At 72.5% G+C, this 17134-nt stretch carries 17 protein-coding genes; 8 read left to right on the forward strand and 9 right to left on the reverse strand.

All coding sequences use genetic code 11. The features are described from left to right. Positions 1 to 303: 303 nt before the first annotated feature. The gene (locus ACZ56U_RS10015; RefSeq protein WP_469083533.1) at positions 304 to 1359 is read right to left on the reverse strand and encodes a DUF6745 domain-containing protein; all 1056 of its coding nucleotides are present in this window, start codon (positions 1357 to 1359) and stop codon (positions 304 to 306) included. 190 nt (positions 1360 to 1549) lie between these two features. Next, positions 1550 to 1876, reverse strand: coding sequence for a hypothetical protein (locus ACZ56U_RS10020; RefSeq protein ID WP_469083534.1), 327 nt, complete (start codon positions 1874 to 1876; stop codon positions 1550 to 1552). A 170-nt stretch (positions 1877 to 2046) separates the two neighbouring features. On the opposite strand from ACZ56U_RS10020, the gene ACZ56U_RS10025 reads away from it, so the two are divergent. Genes ACZ56U_RS10025 through ACZ56U_RS10045 form a run of 5 tightly spaced genes read left to right on the forward strand, consistent with a single transcriptional unit; the run spans position 2047 to position 7287 of the window. Further along, positions 2047 to 3006 carry an STM4015 family protein gene (locus ACZ56U_RS10025; RefSeq protein WP_469083535.1) on the forward strand — a complete coding sequence of 320 codons (960 nt, stop codon included), beginning with the start codon at positions 2047 to 2049 and terminating at the stop codon, positions 3004 to 3006. A gap of 11 nt (positions 3007 to 3017) precedes the next feature. After that, complete coding sequence (locus ACZ56U_RS10030; RefSeq protein ID WP_469083536.1) at positions 3018 to 4172, forward strand: STM4014 family protein; 1155 nt, start codon at positions 3018 to 3020, stop codon at positions 4170 to 4172. Between the two features lie 7 nt (positions 4173 to 4179). After that, entirely contained in the window at positions 4180 to 4995 is an 816-nt protein-coding gene (locus ACZ56U_RS10035; RefSeq protein WP_469083868.1) for an STM4013/SEN3800 family hydrolase, read from the forward strand. Continuing rightward, on the forward strand, positions 4992 to 6407 hold the full coding sequence (locus ACZ56U_RS10040) for an STM4012 family radical SAM protein (RefSeq protein ID WP_469083537.1): 1416 nt from the start codon (positions 4992 to 4994) through the stop codon (positions 6405 to 6407). Before ACZ56U_RS10035 ends, ACZ56U_RS10040 begins: the two co-directional genes overlap by 4 nt. A 10-nt stretch (positions 6408 to 6417) precedes the next feature. Continuing rightward, positions 6418 to 7287, forward strand: coding sequence for an STM4011 family radical SAM protein (locus ACZ56U_RS10045; RefSeq protein ID WP_469083538.1), 870 nt, complete (start codon positions 6418 to 6420; stop codon positions 7285 to 7287). 35 nt (positions 7288 to 7322) lie between these two features. Here ACZ56U_RS10045 and ACZ56U_RS10050 read toward each other — a convergent pair whose 3' ends face one another. Further along, complete coding sequence (locus ACZ56U_RS10050; RefSeq protein ID WP_469083539.1) at positions 7323 to 8198, reverse strand: GNAT family N-acetyltransferase; 876 nt, start codon at positions 8196 to 8198, stop codon at positions 7323 to 7325. A gap of 90 nt (positions 8199 to 8288) precedes the next feature. Further along, positions 8289 to 9128: an endonuclease/exonuclease/phosphatase family protein gene (locus tag ACZ56U_RS10055; protein ID WP_469083540.1), complete on the reverse strand. Its 840-nt coding sequence runs from the start codon at positions 9126 to 9128 to the stop codon at positions 8289 to 8291. Positions 9129 to 9380: 252 nt separating this feature from the next. On the opposite strand from ACZ56U_RS10055, the gene lpdA reads away from it, so the two are divergent. Further along, on the forward strand, positions 9381 to 10784 hold the full coding sequence (gene lpdA, locus ACZ56U_RS10060) for a dihydrolipoyl dehydrogenase (RefSeq protein ID WP_469083541.1): 1404 nt from the start codon (positions 9381 to 9383) through the stop codon (positions 10782 to 10784). Between the two features lie 174 nt (positions 10785 to 10958). Continuing rightward, positions 10959 to 11519: a hypothetical protein gene (locus ACZ56U_RS10065; protein ID WP_469083542.1), complete on the forward strand. Its 561-nt coding sequence runs from the start codon at positions 10959 to 10961 to the stop codon at positions 11517 to 11519. A 24-nt stretch (positions 11520 to 11543) separates the two neighbouring features. On the opposite strand, the gene ACZ56U_RS10070 is transcribed toward ACZ56U_RS10065, so the two are convergent. From ACZ56U_RS10070 to ACZ56U_RS10085, 4 genes are all read right to left on the reverse strand, one after another. Further along, positions 11544 to 12608 carry a P1 family peptidase gene (locus tag ACZ56U_RS10070; protein ID WP_469083543.1) on the reverse strand — a complete coding sequence of 355 codons (1065 nt, stop codon included), beginning with the start codon at positions 12606 to 12608 and terminating at the stop codon, positions 11544 to 11546. A 143-nt stretch (positions 12609 to 12751) separates the two neighbouring features. Further along, a complete protein-coding gene (locus ACZ56U_RS10075; protein ID WP_469083544.1) occupies positions 12752 to 13654 on the reverse strand; it encodes a PfkB family carbohydrate kinase in 903 nt (300 codons plus the stop codon). Between the two features lie 86 nt (positions 13655 to 13740). Then, positions 13741 to 13995: a DUF3040 domain-containing protein gene (locus ACZ56U_RS10080; RefSeq protein WP_469083545.1), complete on the reverse strand. Its 255-nt coding sequence runs from the start codon at positions 13993 to 13995 to the stop codon at positions 13741 to 13743. 351 nt (positions 13996 to 14346) lie between these two features. Continuing rightward, positions 14347 to 15408, reverse strand: coding sequence for an oxygenase MpaB family protein (locus ACZ56U_RS10085; RefSeq protein ID WP_469083546.1), 1062 nt, complete (start codon positions 15406 to 15408; stop codon positions 14347 to 14349). Between the two features lie 92 nt (positions 15409 to 15500). Between ACZ56U_RS10085 and ACZ56U_RS10090 the strand changes: the two genes are divergently transcribed. Beyond that, complete coding sequence (locus ACZ56U_RS10090) at positions 15501 to 16148, forward strand: TetR/AcrR family transcriptional regulator (RefSeq protein ID WP_469083547.1); 648 nt, start codon at positions 15501 to 15503, stop codon at positions 16146 to 16148. Positions 16149 to 16164: 16 nt separating this feature from the next. Here the strand turns inward: ACZ56U_RS10090 and ACZ56U_RS10095 are convergent, their stop codons facing one another. Then, complete coding sequence (locus ACZ56U_RS10095; RefSeq protein WP_469083548.1) at positions 16165 to 17124, reverse strand: expansin EXLX1 family cellulose-binding protein; 960 nt, start codon at positions 17122 to 17124, stop codon at positions 16165 to 16167. Positions 17125 to 17134: the final 10 nt, after the last annotated feature.

Raw genomic sequence — 17134 nt, forward strand, 5'->3', positions numbered from 1 at the left:
GTCCCGTTCCCGGTCCGGGTCCGGTGGTACCGCCCCTCTTCGAGAGGCGGTGGGCGTAGGGCTGGTCATCACGTACACCCCGTTTTTCCCGTTTCCTACCGCTGTTCGCGCGCTGGTCAGGGCGCACGAGCTTCTTTCAGTAACACCGCTCTCGGGCACCGCGGGTTGCACACGTCGCGGAAAAAAGGTCGCCATCAGTTCGCGGCGTGGCGGCGGACGTGCAGCCCTTACTCGGTGCCCGGCACGCGTGCGGGGTGCCGGTCCGTGGGCGAGCGGCACCCTGAGGAGGGGGAGGTATGCCCCTCAGGTCTCCCGCAGTGGTGCGTACACCTCCGCCTGGAGCCCGAAGGTCCATGCCACGCCCGCTCTCGCGGTCCGGGTGGAGGGGGGCACCCGCAGCCAGTAGGTGCGGTGCGTGCCGTCCGGTTCCGGGGTGGAGTTGAGCACCTCCACCATCACCACGGGCTCGTCGTCGGTCAGGTCGATGCGCCACAGGGTGCCGGTCTCGTCCTGGTGGACCGGTCGCGCGCCGGAGTCGGCGAGGTAGCGGTCGTAGCCGTAGTACTCCAGCATCACCCGCCGCAGCTCGGCGTTCTCCTCGGCACGGATGCGCTCGGGGGTGAGCGAGGACAGTTCGGCGAGGAACGCGGCCGGTACCGGCATGCCGCGCCAGGCGTGCAGGGCGAAGCCGTCGGGATAGGCGAGCGCGGGCCCGTCGCCGTGGTCGAGTCGGCCCGCCTCGTCGCGGTGGAGGGCCACGGGCCGCTCCGACAGCACCGCGACGCGGGCGAACGGCCACCACCAGCCCGCGCTGCGGCACACCGTGGCCAGCGCGTCGAGCGGGCCGTCGGCGGCGGGGAAGGCGGCGAGCCAGGGCGCGTCGTGCTGCCCGAGCACGGCGTCCACCAGGAGCAGCCGCACCTGGGCCGCCTCCCGGCCCGTGTCCCGACCGGCCAGTTCCTCGACGACTCCGGACCTGATCCGGTCCACGAGCGCCTGCGTCGACTCCCACAGCCTGCCGCCGGTCGCCGCCCAGTGCTCCGACCATCCGGCGGCGCCGAGTTCGGCATGCAGCCGGCTCCGCTCGCGCACCCAGGGAGCGTTGCGCACCGCGTCGCGCACGCTCGGACCCGGGTCCGACAGCTGCCGTATCAACGTCACGGCCTGCGACGGGGATCCGGCCCACACCACGCGCTCCGGCTCCGCCAGCCCCGCCAGCCGGTAGGCCCGCCGCACGCCTTCCTCGGCGGTGGCACGCTCGGCGGGCGCCGTCGACGCGGCCCAGGCCCGCCAGACGCTCAGCCCCTCGGCGCCGGCGCCCTGTTCCGTCTCTGTCACTTCGATGTCCGTCCTCGTCATGTTCCCCTCCACCGAACGCAGTTCAGTCCGCCATGCCCGTTCCACCGAACGCCGTTCCTCCGCCAAGTTGCGCCTCGTCGGACGCCGTCCGGTCCGGCACGATCCGCTCCGCCGGAGGCCGTTCGAACCGCCACGATCCGCTCCACCGAACGTCGTTCGGACCGCCACGATCCCGTTCGCCGAACGCCGTTCAGTCCGCCACGATCCGCACGGAACCCGGCACGTACTCCCGCTGTCGGATCACCCGGTACCAACCCTTGGGCAACGCGATGGCCGCGTGCTCCTCGTGCACCACCCGGCCGCCCTGGGGCAGGTGCAGCAGCAACGGACCGAACGGGCCCGGCTCACGCACCAACTCCCCCGGCCCCACGACCGCGTGGGCATGTCCGGTGACCTCGCCGAGCGCCAGCACCAGGCGCCCCCGTCCGTCCCGCCGCTCGCGAGGCGCGCGGGCCACGTGCCCCGGCACCGCCCCCTCCGTCACGGGCACGATCAGCACGTCTCCCTGCCGGTACATGGCTGTCCCCTTCCCGCCGGGTGCGCCACGCACCGGCTTCATGACCAAGACCGTAGGCGCCGGCACTGACAACGCCCCCGATCCCCGACCCGGCGAACGGCGTTGTCAGTGCCTGTTGGTAGAACTGCGGCATCACGGACCGCACACTCTTTCTTCTCGGGAGCAGCCGCATGACCATCGGTAACCACCTCGACGTGTTCCACCGGCTGCCCGTCCACGCCTTCCCCGGCCCCGACACCGAGGTGGGCGGCCTGCCCGAGTCCGACTCCGTCGCCTGGCGCGTCGCCGCCGACGTGTACGACAGCGAGGAGAACTGGACGGCGGCCTTCGCGCGGTTCTGCGACGCCGTCGACACCAAGCGGGTCCGAGCCCTGGTGGTCGGCGCCTGGGAGGAGGCCTACGAGACCGACTCCTCCGCCGTCATCGAGGCCCTGCTCGCCGCCCGGGACCGCTTCCCGGCGCTGCGCGCCCTGTTCCTGGGCGACATGGTGATGGAGGAGTCCGAGATCTCCTGGATCAACCAGACCGACGTCACTCCGCTCCTCGCCGGCTTCCCCGCGTTGGAGGAGTTCGGTGTGCGCGGCGGATCGGGGCTGGGGTTCACGGCGCTGACCCACACCTCCCTGCGCAGGCTCGTCGTGGAGACCGGCGGGCTGCCCGCCCAGGTGGTGCGGGGCATCGGCGCGAGCGACCTGCCCGCGCTGGAGCACCTGGACCTGTGGCTGGGCACCCCCGACTACGGCGGCGACAGCGAGGTCTCCGACCTGGAACCCCTGCTGTCCGGCGCCCGGCTGCCGAAGCTGCGTCACCTCGCCCTGCGCAACAGCGAGATGCAGGACGCCGTGGCCGCGGCCGTCGCCTCGGCCCCCGTGGTGGCCCGCCTGGAGGTGTTGGACCTGTCCATGGGCGTCCTGACCGACGAGGGCGCCGCCGCGCTCCTGGCCGGGCAGCCCCTGACCCACCTCAAGAAGCTCGACCTGCACCACCACTACCTCAGCGAGCCCTTCGTGGAGCGCTTCCGGCAGACCCTGCAGACCGCGGGCGTCGACGTCGACCTGGACCGCGGCGACGCGGAGGAGGACACCGAGGACGACGGCACGGTCTGGCGCTATGTCGCCGTGGGCGAGTGAGCTCACCCCCCATGGCTCCCCCGTCGTCCGCCACCGCCGCGCGCTTCGCGGTCGTCGGCAACCCCGACAACCGCCGGGTGTCGCTCTTCGCCGAGGCCGTGCGCGCGGCCGGCCTGCCCGGCCCGCGCGTGGTGCCCTGGCTGGACGTCCTGCGCGCGCGGGGAGCGGACTTCGCCGACGACGAGTTCGTCCGGATCGACTCCCCCGGTGAGCATCCGGAGGTCGACCGTCTGCTGCGGGGCACCACCGACCCCACCCGGGTGGAGGGTTCGGGCCGTTGGTACGCCGGGTTCACCGCCGCGCTGCGCGGGCTGCGCGGCGGCGTCCGGCTGGCCGACACCGACGATCTCGCCGTCCTCTTCGACAAACGCCGGTGCCATGGCGTGCTCCACGCGGCGGGAGTGCCCGTCCCCGCCTCGCCCACGTCCGGTCCGAACGGCGCGCGCGTCCAGGGCTGGGACGACGTACGGGCGCTGATGCGGGAGCATCGCATGCCCCGGGTGTTCGTCAAACCCGCCCACGGCTCGTCCGCCTCGGGAGTGGTCGCCGTCGAGACCGGTGGCGGGGGCCGCGTCCGGGCCACCACCTCCGTGGAACTCACCCCGCACGACGGCCTGCACAACTCGCTCAGGGTGCGCCGCTACGAACGGGAACAGGACATCGCCGTCATCGTCGACGCCCTCGCACCCGACGGACTGCACCTGGAGCGCTGGCTCCCCAAGGCCTCCCAGCACGGCCGCGCCGCCGACCTGAGAGTCGTCGTGGTGGCCGGGCGTGCCACCCACGCGGTGGTCCGCACCAGCCGCTCGCCCCTGACCAACCTCCACCTCGGCGGCAGCCGGGGCGACCTCGACACCGCCCGCCGGGCCGTCGAGGCGGCGGGCGCGCGCTGGTCGGACGTGCTGGAGGTGGGCGAGCGGGCCGCGCACTGCTTCCCGCGCACCCTGTGCGTCGGCGTGGACCTGCTGCCCGCCATCGGCTGGCGCAGGGCCTTCGTCGGCGAGGTCAACGCCTTCGGTGATCTGCTGCCCCGGCTGACCGGCCTGCCCGGCAGCGGCGCCGAGGGCCTGGACACCTACGGCGCCCAGGTGGCGGCCGCCCTGCGCGCATCCGCACGACCGGCTTCACCGGCTCCACCCGCAAGAACAGGAACACCCCATGCCTGAGCCCGACATGAAGGCCGTCGTCGGCCACGACGACATCCTCCTCGTCACCCTCGACACCCTGCGCTACGACGTGGCCGCCGAGCTGGCCGCCAAGGGCCGCCTCCCCCGACTGGGCAGCCGGCTTCCCGGCGGCCGCTGGGAGGAGCGCCACGCCCCGGGCAGCTTCACCTACGCCTCCCACCAGGCGATCTTCGCGGGCTTCCTGCCGACCCCGGCCGCCCCCGGACCGCACCCCCGGCTCTTCGCGGCCAGCTTCGCCGGCAGCGAGACCACCGCCGACGGCACCTTCGTCTACGACACCCCGGACCTCGTCTCCGGTCTCGCCGGGGCCGGCTACCACACCGTCTGCGTCGGCGGCGTGGGCTTCTTCAACCAGCAGGGCCCGCTCGGCTCGGTGCTGCCGGGTCTCTTCCACGAGGCCCACTGGGAGCCGGAGTTCGGCGTCACCTCGCCGCACTCCTTCGAGAACCAGATCGCGCGTGCCGAGCAGGTCATCGCCCGACTTCCCGCCGAGCAGCGCCTGTTCCTCTTCGTGAACGTCTCGGCCCTGCACCAGCCGAACTGGTTCCACCTGCCCGGCGCGACCCGCGAGGCCGGGGACAGCCGCGCCACGCACGCCGCCGCGCTGGAGTACGTCGACCGGCACATCGGCCGCCTCTTCGACGCCATGAGTTCCCGGCGCCGCTGTTTCGCCATCGTCTGCTCCGACCACGGCACCGCCTACGGCGACGACGGCTACACCGGCCACCGCCTCGGTCATCCCTCCGTGTGGACCGTGCCCTACGCCCACTTCTTCCTCGACCCCGCCGAGGCCGCCCGATGACCACCGCCCACGCCACCTCGCCGTCCCAGCACCACGCGGCCACCTCGCCGGACCAGGACCACGCGGCCACCTCGCCGGACCAGGACCACGCGGTCACGTCGCCCTACCAGCACTACGTCTACGCGTATCCGCACAAGACGGCCTACCGCCCGCTGCCCGACCGCCCCGCGCTGACCTCGCTGTGGGCGGCGCAGGACAAGCGCGCCCTCTCCCTGTACCTGCACATACCGTTCTGCGAGGTGCGCTGCGGCTTCTGCAACCTCTTCACCCGCATCGGCGCCCCCGAGGGCCTGACCGGCGCCTACCTCGACGCGCTGGAGAGGCAGGCCACCGCCGTACGAGCGGCTCTGGACGGCGGCGACGAACCCGGCTTCGCCACCGCCGCCTTCGGTGGCGGCACCCCCACCTTCCTCACCGCGCCCGAGCTGGAACGTCTCTTCGACATCGCCGAGCACCGTATGGGCGCCGACCTGCGCGCGATCCCGCTGTCCGTGGAGGCCTCGCCCGCCACGGCCACCGCGGACCGCCTCGCCGTCCTGGCCGCCCGCGGCACCACCCGCCTCAGCCTGGGCGTGCAGAGCTTCGTCGACTCCGAGGCGCGGTCCGCGGTCCGCCCCCAGCGACGCGCGGACGTCGAGGCCGCCCTCACCCGCGTCCGCGACAGCCGCATCCCGGTCCTGAACATCGACCTCATCTACGGCATCGACGGCCAGACCGAGCAGACCTGGCGGCACTCCCTGGACGCCGCCCTCGCCTGGCACCCCGAGGAGCTCTACCTCTACCCGCTCTACGTCCGCCCCCTGACCGGTCTCGACCGCCACCGCGTCGGCGGCGGCCCCGACCCGGCCTGGGACGAACAGCGGCTGCGCCTGTACCGGGCGGGCCGCGACCATCTTTTGGCGCGCGGCTATGTCCAGCAGTCCATGCGGATGTTCCGCCGGGCCGACGCACCGCCGCAGGGCGCCGACGACTACGCCTGCCAGACCGACGGCATGATCGGTCTCGGCTGCGGCGCCCGTTCCTACACCACGGACCTGCACTATTCCTTCGACTACGCGGTCGGGATGCACGAGATCCGCGGCATCATCGACGACTACGTCGCCACCAAAGACTTCGCCCACGCGGAGATCGGCTACCGCGTGGACGCCCAGGAGGCGCGCCGCCGCCACCTCCTCCAGTCGCTTCTCCAGGCGGAGGGCCTCGCCGTCGACGACTACCGCGCCCGCTTCGGGAACGCCCCCGCTGACGACTTCGGCACCGAACTCGAACGCCTCGCGGACCGCCGCTGGCTGGACGAGACCGCCACCCACCTGCGGCTCACCCCCGAGGGGCTCGCCCACTCCGACGCCATCGGTCCCGAGCTGTTCTCCCCCGCCGTGCGGGCCGCCATGGCCGCCTACGAGCGGAAGTGAGCGGCGAGCCATGGACCTGACCCTCCTCTACCGGGGCCCGCTCGCCTCGTGCGACTACGACTGCCCCTACTGCCCGTTCGCCAAGCGCCGCGACTCCACCGCCCAACTCCGCGCCGACCGTGCCGCACTGGAACGCTTCTCCGCCTGGGCGGCAGCCCAGAGCGAGGACCGGCTCTCGATCCTGTTCACGCCCTGGGGCGAGGGTCTGGTCCGCTCCTGGTACCGACGGGCCCTGACCGAGCTGTCCCGGCTGCCGCACATCCGCCGCGTCGCCATCCAGACCAATCTCAGCTGCCGCACCGACTGGCTCGCCGACGCCGACCTCGACACCCTCGCCCTGTGGTGCACCTTCCACCCGGGCCAGACCCCCTACGACCGCTTCCTCACCAAGTGCCGCGACCTGGCCGACCGCGGCGTCCGGTTCAGCGTCGGTGTCGTCGGGCTGCCCGGCCACCTGGAGGCCGCCCGCCGCCTGCGGACCGACCTGCCGGCACACGTCTACCTGTGGGTCAACGCGGCCGAGGGCCACACGTACCAGGACGCCGAGGCCGAGGAGTGGACCGCGCTCGACCCCCTCTTCCCCTACAGCCGCACCCCGCACACCAGCGCGGGGCTGCCCTGCCGTACCGGCGAGTCCGTCGTCTCGGTCGACGGCGAGGGCACCGTCCGCCGCTGCCACTTCGTCCGCGCCGAACTGGGCAACCTCTACGACGGTTCCTACCGCCAGGCCCTGCGTCCCCGCCCCTGCCCGCTCGCCGTGTGCGACTGCCACATCGGCTATGTCCACCTGGAGACCCTGCCGTTGTACGACGTGTTCGCGGGCGGGGTCCTGGAACGGGTCCCGGCGGCGGCCAGGACAGCGGGGGCGCACGGCCCGTAGCCGCACACCGGGTCGGTAGGCACCGACCCGGATCATCAGGCACCCGCCACCTTCCGACACAGGTCCCGCTTCTCCGGCAGGGGCTCCAGACCGGCCGAGCGATAGGTGGCGACGGCGCCGACGTTGGCGCTGGGGGTACTGACGACCACGCTGGACGAGCCCAGCTCCTGTAGGGTCCGCGCCGCGGCGAGGGTGATGGCCCGGCCGTAACCGTGGCCCCGGTGGGCCGGGTGCACGCCCATGGGCTCGATGAGCCCGGGCCTGCCCCGACCCGCCGACCACACCGTCACGACCGCCACCGCCTCGCCCCGCTCGTCGCGGGCGAGCAGACATCGCGCGTCGCGGTACGACGGGCCGGCCGCCATCGCGTGCCAGCTCGTGTCGGTGAACGTGGACCGGCCGAAGGCCGCCCGTTGGACCGCGGTCCGTTCGGCCACCTGCTCCGGCCCGACCACCTCGACGCGTACGCCGGGATCCGGCACGGGTCCGCCGAGGTCGCGCCGGAGCGGGGTCCACGGCTCGTCGTTCTGCCAGCCCTCCCCGGCCAGCAGTTCGCGGACGAGCGCGCCCGGCGGCGTCTCGACGTACACCGGGCCCTCGCCCAGCACCCCGCGCCCGGGCACCGACGCGTCCTCGACCATCCGACGCGCCAGCTCCTCGTCCCGCAGAGCGTCCGGCGCGACCGCCAGCCGCAGCAGATCCGGGCCGTCCAGCAGTCCGACCGCCAGCACCCGCCCGGCCCGGCGCCACGTCCGCACGGCCCGGGCGGTCCGCTCCGCGCCGAACCGCCGGAACCACCCCACGTCCCCCGGATGCAGCTGCACGGGTGCCGGGTCGTCCTGCCACCGCCCCAACACCCGCACCACGTCGTCGAGTCCGTCGATATCGGGTCGGTTCGTCTCGATCGCCATGCCCCGATCACACACCACCCCGCCACCCCCGCGCACCCGGCTTTCGGCGGGACGGGGCACCTCATGGGGGCGCCCCGCAGGTGGTCGGCCTCAGCTCAGGTTCAGATCGGCGTACACCAGGTGATGGTCGGAGTACTCACTGGGCCGCACACGATGCTCGAGCGGAGTGATGCCGCGCAGGAAGACGTAGTCGAACTTGCTCTGCCAGTCGGTGGTCGTCTGGCAGGCACCGGCCGACGAGGGGTCGCACTGGGGGTCCGTGTCCGTGGCCAGCGCCCACATCGGGCTGAGTTCGGAGGCGTACGGTACGGCGTTGAAGTCGCCGAGGACGATCGCGCGGTCGTACTTTCCGACCTCCTTGGCGAGGACGCCGGCCTGCTCGGCGCGGACCTCTTCCTGACGTCGTTCGGCGAGGTGGGTGTTGAACACCCGGACGGTGTCTCCCCCCACCTTGGTGGTCACCGCCAGGTACCCGCGGTCCTCGGAGCCGCCGTCGGGGTACTCCTCGAGGACACGGTCCGTCATCGGGGAGGCGGACAGGAGCGCCTGTCCGTAGCCCCCCGGGCTCCACGGCACTCCCCCGCAGCGGCCCCAGTTCCGCAGCACCGCCCCGTACTCGACGTGGTAGACCAGCCCGTGGAGACGTTCCAGATCGTCCCGGATCTTCTCGACGTCCCCTACACACGCTTCCTGCACCGCGACGACCTGGGGCGCGTAGGCGGCGATCTCCGAGGCCTGGTCGACGTTGCTCGCGTCGCAGGGGTTGCAGAGATTCCAGGTCATCACCCGGTTCGCCACGACGTCCTTGACGGCCTCGGGGGGCAGCGACCTGCCCGGAGTGGCATCGCCCGAAGCGCTGCGGCCGGCCAGCGCGACGCAGGCCACGATCGCGGCGCCCGCGACCAACCGCGTGCCTTTCCCCAACGCCAACGCCCCCTCACCACGGATACGCGCGTGCACACAGCATTCAACGTCTCTACAGGCGTCTTTACAGACGAGATTACGGGACGCGCGCACCGACTCCGCATGATCACCGGGAGACTGTCAGCCAATCGACAGGTAGCCACAGGGCCCCCGTCCCACGGCCCGGAGCAATCCATCCGACCCCGAGTTCCCGTTACGTTCCGTGTCGGCGGATGATCAGGGGGGTAACGGTGGAGAACCTGGAGAGGCAGATACGTCATGGATGACCGCTTCGACGTCGTCGTGCTCGGCGCCGGCCCCGGCGGCTATGTCGCCGCCATCCGCGCCGCCCAGCTGGGCAAGCGGGTCGCGGTGGTGGAGGAGAAGTACTGGGGCGGGGTCTGCCTGAACGTCGGCTGCATCCCGACCAAGGCACTGCTGCGCAACGCGGAGCTCGCCCACATCTTCACCCGCGAGGCCAAGACCTTCGGCATCAAGGCCGAGGGGCAGGTGACGTTCGACTACGGCGAGGCCTTCCGGCGCAGCCGCAAGGTGGCCGACGGCCGCGTCAAGGGCGTCCACTACCTGATGAAGAAGAACAAGATCACCGAGTTCGACGGCCGGGGCACCTTCCTGGACGCGAACACCCTGAGCGTGGCGCTGAGCGACGGGACGACCCGCACCATCGGCTTCGACCACTGCGTCATCGCCACCGGCGCCACCCCCAAGCTGCTGCCGGGGACGCGGCGCAGCGAGCGCGTGGTCACGTACGAGGAGCAGATCCTCGCCGACGGGCTGCCCGGCTCGGTCGTCATCGCGGGCGCGGGCGCCATCGGCATCGAGTTCGCCTACGTGCTGCACAACTACGGCGTGAAAGTCACGATCGTGGAGTTCCTCGACCGGGTCGCCCCGCTGGAGGACGAGGAGGTCTCCGCCGAACTCGCCAAGCAGTACCGCAAGCTCGGCATCGACGTGCTCACCTCCACCCGGGTGGAGTCGATCGACGAGTCCGGCCCGCAGGTGCGCGTCACCGTCACCGGCAAGGACGGCAACCAGCAGGTGCTGGAGGCGGACAAGGTCCTCCAGGCGATCGGGTTCGCCCCGAACGTCACGGGCTACGGCCTGGAGAACACCGGCGTGGCGCTCACCGAGCGCGGCGCGATCGAGGTCGACGGCCGCTGCCGCACGTCCGTACCCCACCTCTACGCCATCGGTGACGTCACCGCGAAGCTGATGCTCGCGCACACCGCCGAGGCGATGGGGGTGATCGCCGCCGAGACGATCGCCGACGCGGAGACGATGGAGCTGGACTATGTGATGGTCCCGCGCGCCACATACTGCCAGCCGCAGATCGCGAGCTTCGGCTGGACCGAGGCACAGGCCCGCGAGAAGGGCTTCGACGTCCAGGTCGCCAAGTTCCCGTTCACCGCCAACGGCAAGGCGCACGGCCTGGGCGACTCCACCGGCTTCGTCAAGGTCATCAGCGACGCGAAGTACGGCGAGCTGCTCGGTGCCCACATGATCGGTCCGGACGTCACCGAGCTGCTGCCCGAGCTGACGCTGGCCCAGCAGTGGGATCTGACGGTCCACGAGATCGCCCGCAACGTGCACGCCCACCCGACGCTCGGCGAGGCGGTGAAGGAAGCGGTGCACGGCCTGGCCGGACACATGATCAACTTCTGACACGGCAACGGGCCGGACAGGACCGCCCCGCCTCTGTCCGGCCCCCGCCGCACCACCCCGGCAACAAGGTCCCCCGAACAGCCGTGCGTGACTCGAACCCACGCCGCATCAGGCCGATAGCATGCACAGGTCAAGCCGTTCTACGCGGGGAGAAGTATGAGGACCGTTCGGATCGTGCCCGGGCTGACCGTCGACGAGGAGCTCTTCGACGCCACGGTCGACGGGCTCGCGCGGTTCACGCCGGACGAGACCTTGACCTGGGCGGAGTTCACGTCCGAGGACCGGTGGCTGCTGGTTCCCGACTCCGACGGCGTGGGCTACAAGGCGGAGGCGGTGCTGCGCCGGGACGAGGGCCGCACCGTCAAGGTCAACCTGTGGATGGCACCCGACCTGCGCGACGGCGGGAAGTCGCGGCCCCACAACCACCCGTGGGAGTTCACCGCGCACATTCTCGCGGGCGGCTACACCGAGCAGCGCTACGAGGTGGTCGACGGCCAGGTCGTCACCGAGACCCAGGTGCATGCGGCGGGCGGCACGAACGAGGTGCCGCTCAGCACCTTTCACGAGGTCACGGACATCCAGGCACCCGGCAGGACGCTGACGTTGATGGTGTGCGGCGCCGGCCGTGAGGGCGACTGGGGTTACCTGGACCCGACCACCGGCGAACTGGAGCCCAACCGGCCCGACCCCCGCTTCCGGGAACGTCTGATCGCCCTCAACCCGCGGATGCGCTGAGCGCTGTCGCCCATGGCCCGCTGATCACCCGAGCAGGGCAAGCAGCCGGTCCGCGGGCAGCGGGTGCCGTGTGTGACCTTCCGGGCCCGTGGTGCGGGTGGCGGTCAGCAGGGAGTTGAGGACGGCCTCCTCCACCGCGTCGAGGACGGCGACGAAGAGGGGGTCGAGGCTGTCGTCGGACACGACGGCCGGGCCCGCGGGAGTACCCAGGGGCCGGGTGCCGAACGCCAGCCCGTAGTCACCGCTGCCGTGGCCGTACCCGGCGCCGACCCGGGCCAGGGCGTAGACGGCGCGCCGGGCCAGACGGGTCAGCTGCCGGGCGTCCAGGGGTGCGTCGGTCGTGGCCACGATCATGCAGGAACCCGTGTCAGGAACGGGGTCGGGGACCGGCAGTCCGACGTCGGCGGGGGTGATCGTGCGGCCCAGGACGCGGAGCGTGCCGCCGAAGTTGGCCTGCACCAGCACCCCGAGAGTGACGTCCTGGCCCGCCACGGGAACGCGGCGCGAGGAGGTGCCGATGCCCGCCTTGAAACCCAGCGCCGTCAGCCCGGTGCCGCCACCGACACAGCCCTCGGCCACCGGCCCGCCGCGCGCCCTCTCCAGTGCGGCGCGCACGTGCTCCTCGCGCACCGGACGCGAGCGGATGTCGGACAGCAGCCCGTCGTTGCACTCCCCCACCACCGGGTTCAGGCTCCGCGCGCCGACCGCCTCGGGACGGCCGAGCATCCAGCCCACCAGGGCGTCGGCGGCCCGGAAGGCGGACAGGGTGGAGGTGAGCAGGACGGGGGTCTCCAGCGCGCCGAGCTCGCTGATCTGCGTACCGCCGAGGAGTTTGCCGTAGCCGTTGCCCGCGAAGACCCCGGCGGGCAGCGGGCGCGCGGGGCCCACGCCCTCGGGCACGATCGCGGTGACACCGCTGTGCACGCGGGGCGGCTCGATCAGGGTGGTGTGCCCCACCCGGATGCCGGGCACGTCCGTGACCGCGTTGAGCGGCCCCGTGGGCAGGTCACCGACGCCCAGGCCGAGTTCACGGGCCCGGGGTGGGATGCCGGGCGAGGGCGAGGAGAGGGAGGGACCGGGTGGGCGCATGATCGGCACAGTAGCCAAAGCGGTGGCGAGTGGCGGAATGCCGGTCACGGCCTTGTACGGCTGCGGGGCCGCTGTCCCCGGGGCCGTGCGTCGGCAGGTGGCGGACGGGCCCGGCTCGCGCAGCCGCGACTCCGTCGCCGGCTCTACCCGCCTCGCATCCAGGCGCGGGTGCCGAAGGAGGCGCAGGCCCGCGAGGCGACGCCGGTCGCGGCGCGCAGGGCCTCGGCGAAGGCCGTCGGGGTCAACTGGCCCTGGCGTGCGAGGTGGTGGGTGAGGGCGCCGTGGAGGAAGTCTCCCGCGCCGAGGGTGTCCCGGACGGGGACGGGCGGGATGTCCACGGTGCCGCCCTCGCCGTCGGGACCCAACCAGACGAGGGGCGCCGCCCCTTGGGCGACCGCCGCCCAGTCAACTCCGTGGTCGCGCAGGAAGCGCAGGGTCTGCGTCGGGGTGCTCGTGCCGGGTGGGTGGAAGTCGGCCGAGCAGACGGCGACGTCGATCGACCGCAGCAGGCTCTCCGTACCGTCCTTCCAACTGCCCCCGTCGAGTACGGTCGGGCGGCCGAGGGCACGGGCGATGTGGGCGGTGTGCAGGGCCAGTTGCATGTGGTGGCCGTCGAACTCGACGATGTCACAGGACGCCACCAGTGCGTCGAGGTCGCCGGGCGGGGTGAGGCGGTGGCCCGTCGCGTTGGTGGAGGCGACGGCGCGTTGTCCGGTGGACGCCGTGACCATGATGGAGGAGACCGCCGGGGGCTCGGTCGAGTCGGGCGTCAGGTCCGACACGGCGACGCCGCACGCGCGCAGGTCCGTGACGGCGGCGAGACCCAGCGGATGGGCGCCGATCGCGGTCAACAGCCGGGCCGCCCCGCCCAGATGGCTGAAGGCGACGGCCGCGTTCGCCGCCGGACCGCCCGCGGCGACGACTTGTCGACAAGCCGTCAGTTTCTCGTCGGCGGCGGGTGCGTGGTCCACGAGCTGGATGACGTCGAGGGTGCACAGGCCCACGAACAGACCTTCAGGGCGTCGTTTCGCCAGCGGTTCGCTCACGCTCGCCTCCTGCCGCCGGTGCGGGTGATCAGTGTACGAACCGGGGGCGCCGAACTGTCTCGCGTCACCAACCGGCGTGCCAGGGGTCAGTCCGGCGGGTCGATCAGCTGCGCCGCCAGACCGGCCCCGACCAGGCCCGTGGCGATGAGCAGCCCCTGAGCCAGGATCACCCCGCTGACGAGGACGGCGGTGGCGGCGACCAGCGCCCACCAGGCCCCCGCACGACGGTACTCACGGGGTCGGCGGAGGCGTCCGATGCCCATCGCCCTGGCCAAGCACGGATCGTCGCACGCGCCCCGCGCTTCCAGTACGACCGGTCGCTCATCCTCGGATCGGGGCATGACTCCTCCTTCGCGCCATGCACTGCCGGTCCGCGACGAGCGAGGCAGCGTCTGTCGTGAACGGGGTCGGGTCCGGCGCGGACGGGTGTGCGACTCGGTCTGGGCAGCCACGACGCTCGGCGGGGCTGGCGCGAGCGGGCGGCCGGCGGCACGGTGAGAGCGGTGAGAGCGGTGAGAGCGGTGAGAGCGGTGAGAGCGGTGAGAGCGGTGAGAGCGGTCGTACCGGCTCACGCCGTACGGCTCTCTATGCATTCTCCCTGGCAGTCGCCCCGTGCAAACAAGCGTCGGGCACCGGTTGCCGGGCCCCGGTCGGAACACCCATGAGCGGGCGGGTGGCCGGCGCGCGTCAGGTCACGCCAGCGGGCCGAGGATCTCCTGGGACTCGATCAGCCCCTGGTCGCTCGGGGCCTTGCCGTCGCCGAAGACGCGGGTGGCCTGGCGGGCGCGGAACTCCAGGTGTGCCTCGGCGGGTCTGGTGTAGCCGTGGCGGTCGCGGGCCTGGGCCGGGGTCAGGACCTCCGCGGTGCGGGGCGGGACACCGAGCTTGACGGGGGCGATCACGGGGACCGTGGAGGGGGACAGCAGGCCGAGCAGGCGCAGTTCGAGGGCGGGGTTGAGGTGGGCGAGGGCGAAGGACGCCTTCATCACGGGCACGATGAGGAGGTCGAGGAGACGGGACTGCCGGATGCCGGCCATCTCACGCATCCAGCGCGGCATGGTGGCGATCGTGGCGGCGCGCTGGGCCTTCGCGACGACGTGGCGCGCCGGCTTCGCCCACCAGGGCACCGGCGGCAGGACGAGTTCGGTCCTCAGGAGGTGGTGCATGGCCTGGCGGGCGATCGGGCTGGCGGAGAGCTGGGGGCGCATCCGTGTGAAGTACGCCCGGACGCCGTCGCGGGTGCGGGGGACGTCGTCCGGGGAGCAGGTCTGCAGTTCCGCGGCGACTGCGCAGGCCTCCCAGTACTCGCTCTCCTCCCGCGCGGTGAGTTTCCCGGGGCCGTACTTCTCGTAGGCGTAGAGGATCGAGTGCCAGCCGGTGAGCTGGATCCACAGCTGCGAGGCCGGGTCGTTGGCGTCGTAGGTCCCGCCGCCGTACGGGAGTTGGCCGATCGCCTTGGAGTGGACCTTGACCAGGATGTCGGCGGCCCTGCACACCTCGCGGGTGCCGGCGAAGGCCACCATGGCGAAGTAGCGCAACGTCCGGTCGTAGCGGGTGCGGGCGCGCTGGTAGATGCCCTGGGTGCGGTGGACCGCGGCCACCAGGGGCGGGTCGAGTTCCTCCACGACCACCGCGCGCTGGAAGCCCACCGTGGGTGCCGTCGGATAGCTCCAGACCTTCCACACCACCGAGCCCGGGCCGAAGAAGCCGTAGTCCTCGTGCGGTTGGACCTCGTCGCGCCTGAACCTCGCCATGGAGCCGCTCCCTGTGCGTGCGCGGCACGGGCCGCCGATCGATTAAGACACTGCTGTCGTAAATTAAGACATGGGTGTCGTAAACTGCCAAGGTGTCAGCGACCACGAATGCGTCGGACCGGCCGCGCAGGCGGCGGCCCTACGCCCCGCGCGTACCGATCGAGGAGCGCCGGGAGCAGCTGCTCGACGCGGCCCTGGCCGTGATCGTCGACGACGGCTACGACCGGGTGTCGATCGACGCCGTCGCCAAGCGGGCCGGTGTCGCCCGGTCGGTGGTCTACGGCGCCTTCGCGAACCTCGACGCCCTGCTGCTCGCCCTGCTCGACCGGGAGCAGGAGCGTGCCTACGCCCGGCTGTTGGAGACCGTGCCCGACGTCGGCGACCTGCGCGACCCGGCCGCGTTCGGCTCCGAAGCGGTGCGTCGGATGGCCGGCATGCTCCACGAGGACCCCGACACCTGGCGGTTGATCCTGCTGTCGCCGGGCAACATGCCGGCCGCCGTGCGCGACCGTATCGAGGCGGACCGGGAGCGGTTCCGGCTGCTGGTCGAGAAGTGGATCTCCCTGCTGCTCGCCGACCGAGGTGACACGGGACTCGACCCTCGGGTCCTGGCGCACGCCCTCGTCGCCTGCGCGGAGCACTTCGGGCGGCTCGCGCTCACCGACCCCGCCAGGTTCGACGTGCCCCAACTGACCGGCCAGCTCAGGCTGATCCTCGGCGCGCTGGGGCCCTCACGCTGACCGGCACGGCCCGGGCTCAGTGGGCGGCGAACTGGACCCCCGTCGGCTGCGCGACCCCCGGGCGCACGGCGATCCCGTCGACCGTCAGCTGCTCGCCGTAGATGTCGGTGATCCGGATCGCTCCACCGCACCCGGCGCCCTGCTCGGAGAGGAAGTAGTTGTACTCGGTACGGGCCAGCCGGGTCCAGCCGGCGCTGGTGCGGACCTCCAGGCGGGCCACCGGATTGCGGTGGCCGATGGCCTGCACACCGCACCAGTACTGGGAGGAGCCGGTCTTGTAGCGGATCGCGATCTTCTCGGACGTGGCGGGGCTCAGCAGGGTCCAGGTGACCGGGATCTCGCCGCGCGAGGGGGCGGCGAGCTTGGCGAACGCCTGGGGGCTGAGGTCGAGTTGGCCGGGGGCGCAGGGCAGCGGGCACTCGTTCGTGATGCGCACCGTGACGGTGGCACCGTCGGCTCCGCGCACGCGCACGTACGCCCCGCACGCCTGGGAGGTCTCGTAGTCGGTGTGGTTCATCGCCGCGGTCATGACGTCGTCGGTGGGGCCGTAGGAGCAGGCGCCGTCGCCGTTTCCGGTGTCGTAGAAGGTGGCCTTGCCCTGGTAGGTGACGCCGGGGCGGATGCGTCCGGCCGCCGGTGCCCCGGTGGTGGACGTCCGTCGGGGGCTGGTGGTCGAGGGCCTGGCCTTCGGGGTGCTCGCGGACGGCGAGGGGGTGGTCCTCGGGGACTTCGAGGGGACGGCGCTCTTCGAGGCCGACGCGCCGGGGGACGCCGTCGCGGGTGACTCGTCGGGCGAGGTGGACGCCGCCCGCGCCTCGACGCTCGCCGCCGACGCGGTGGCCTCCCCTCCGTCGTCGGGGGCGAAGGCCACGACGAGGGAGGCGACGAGGGCGACGGCCGCGACGACGATCGCGGAGACCACCCAGGTGGTGCCCTGCCGGTCGGGACGACGGCGGTGGGAACGGGACGACGCCACGGATGAGTCC

It is taken from the genome of Streptomyces sp. NPDC034103 (assembly GCF_055575395.1).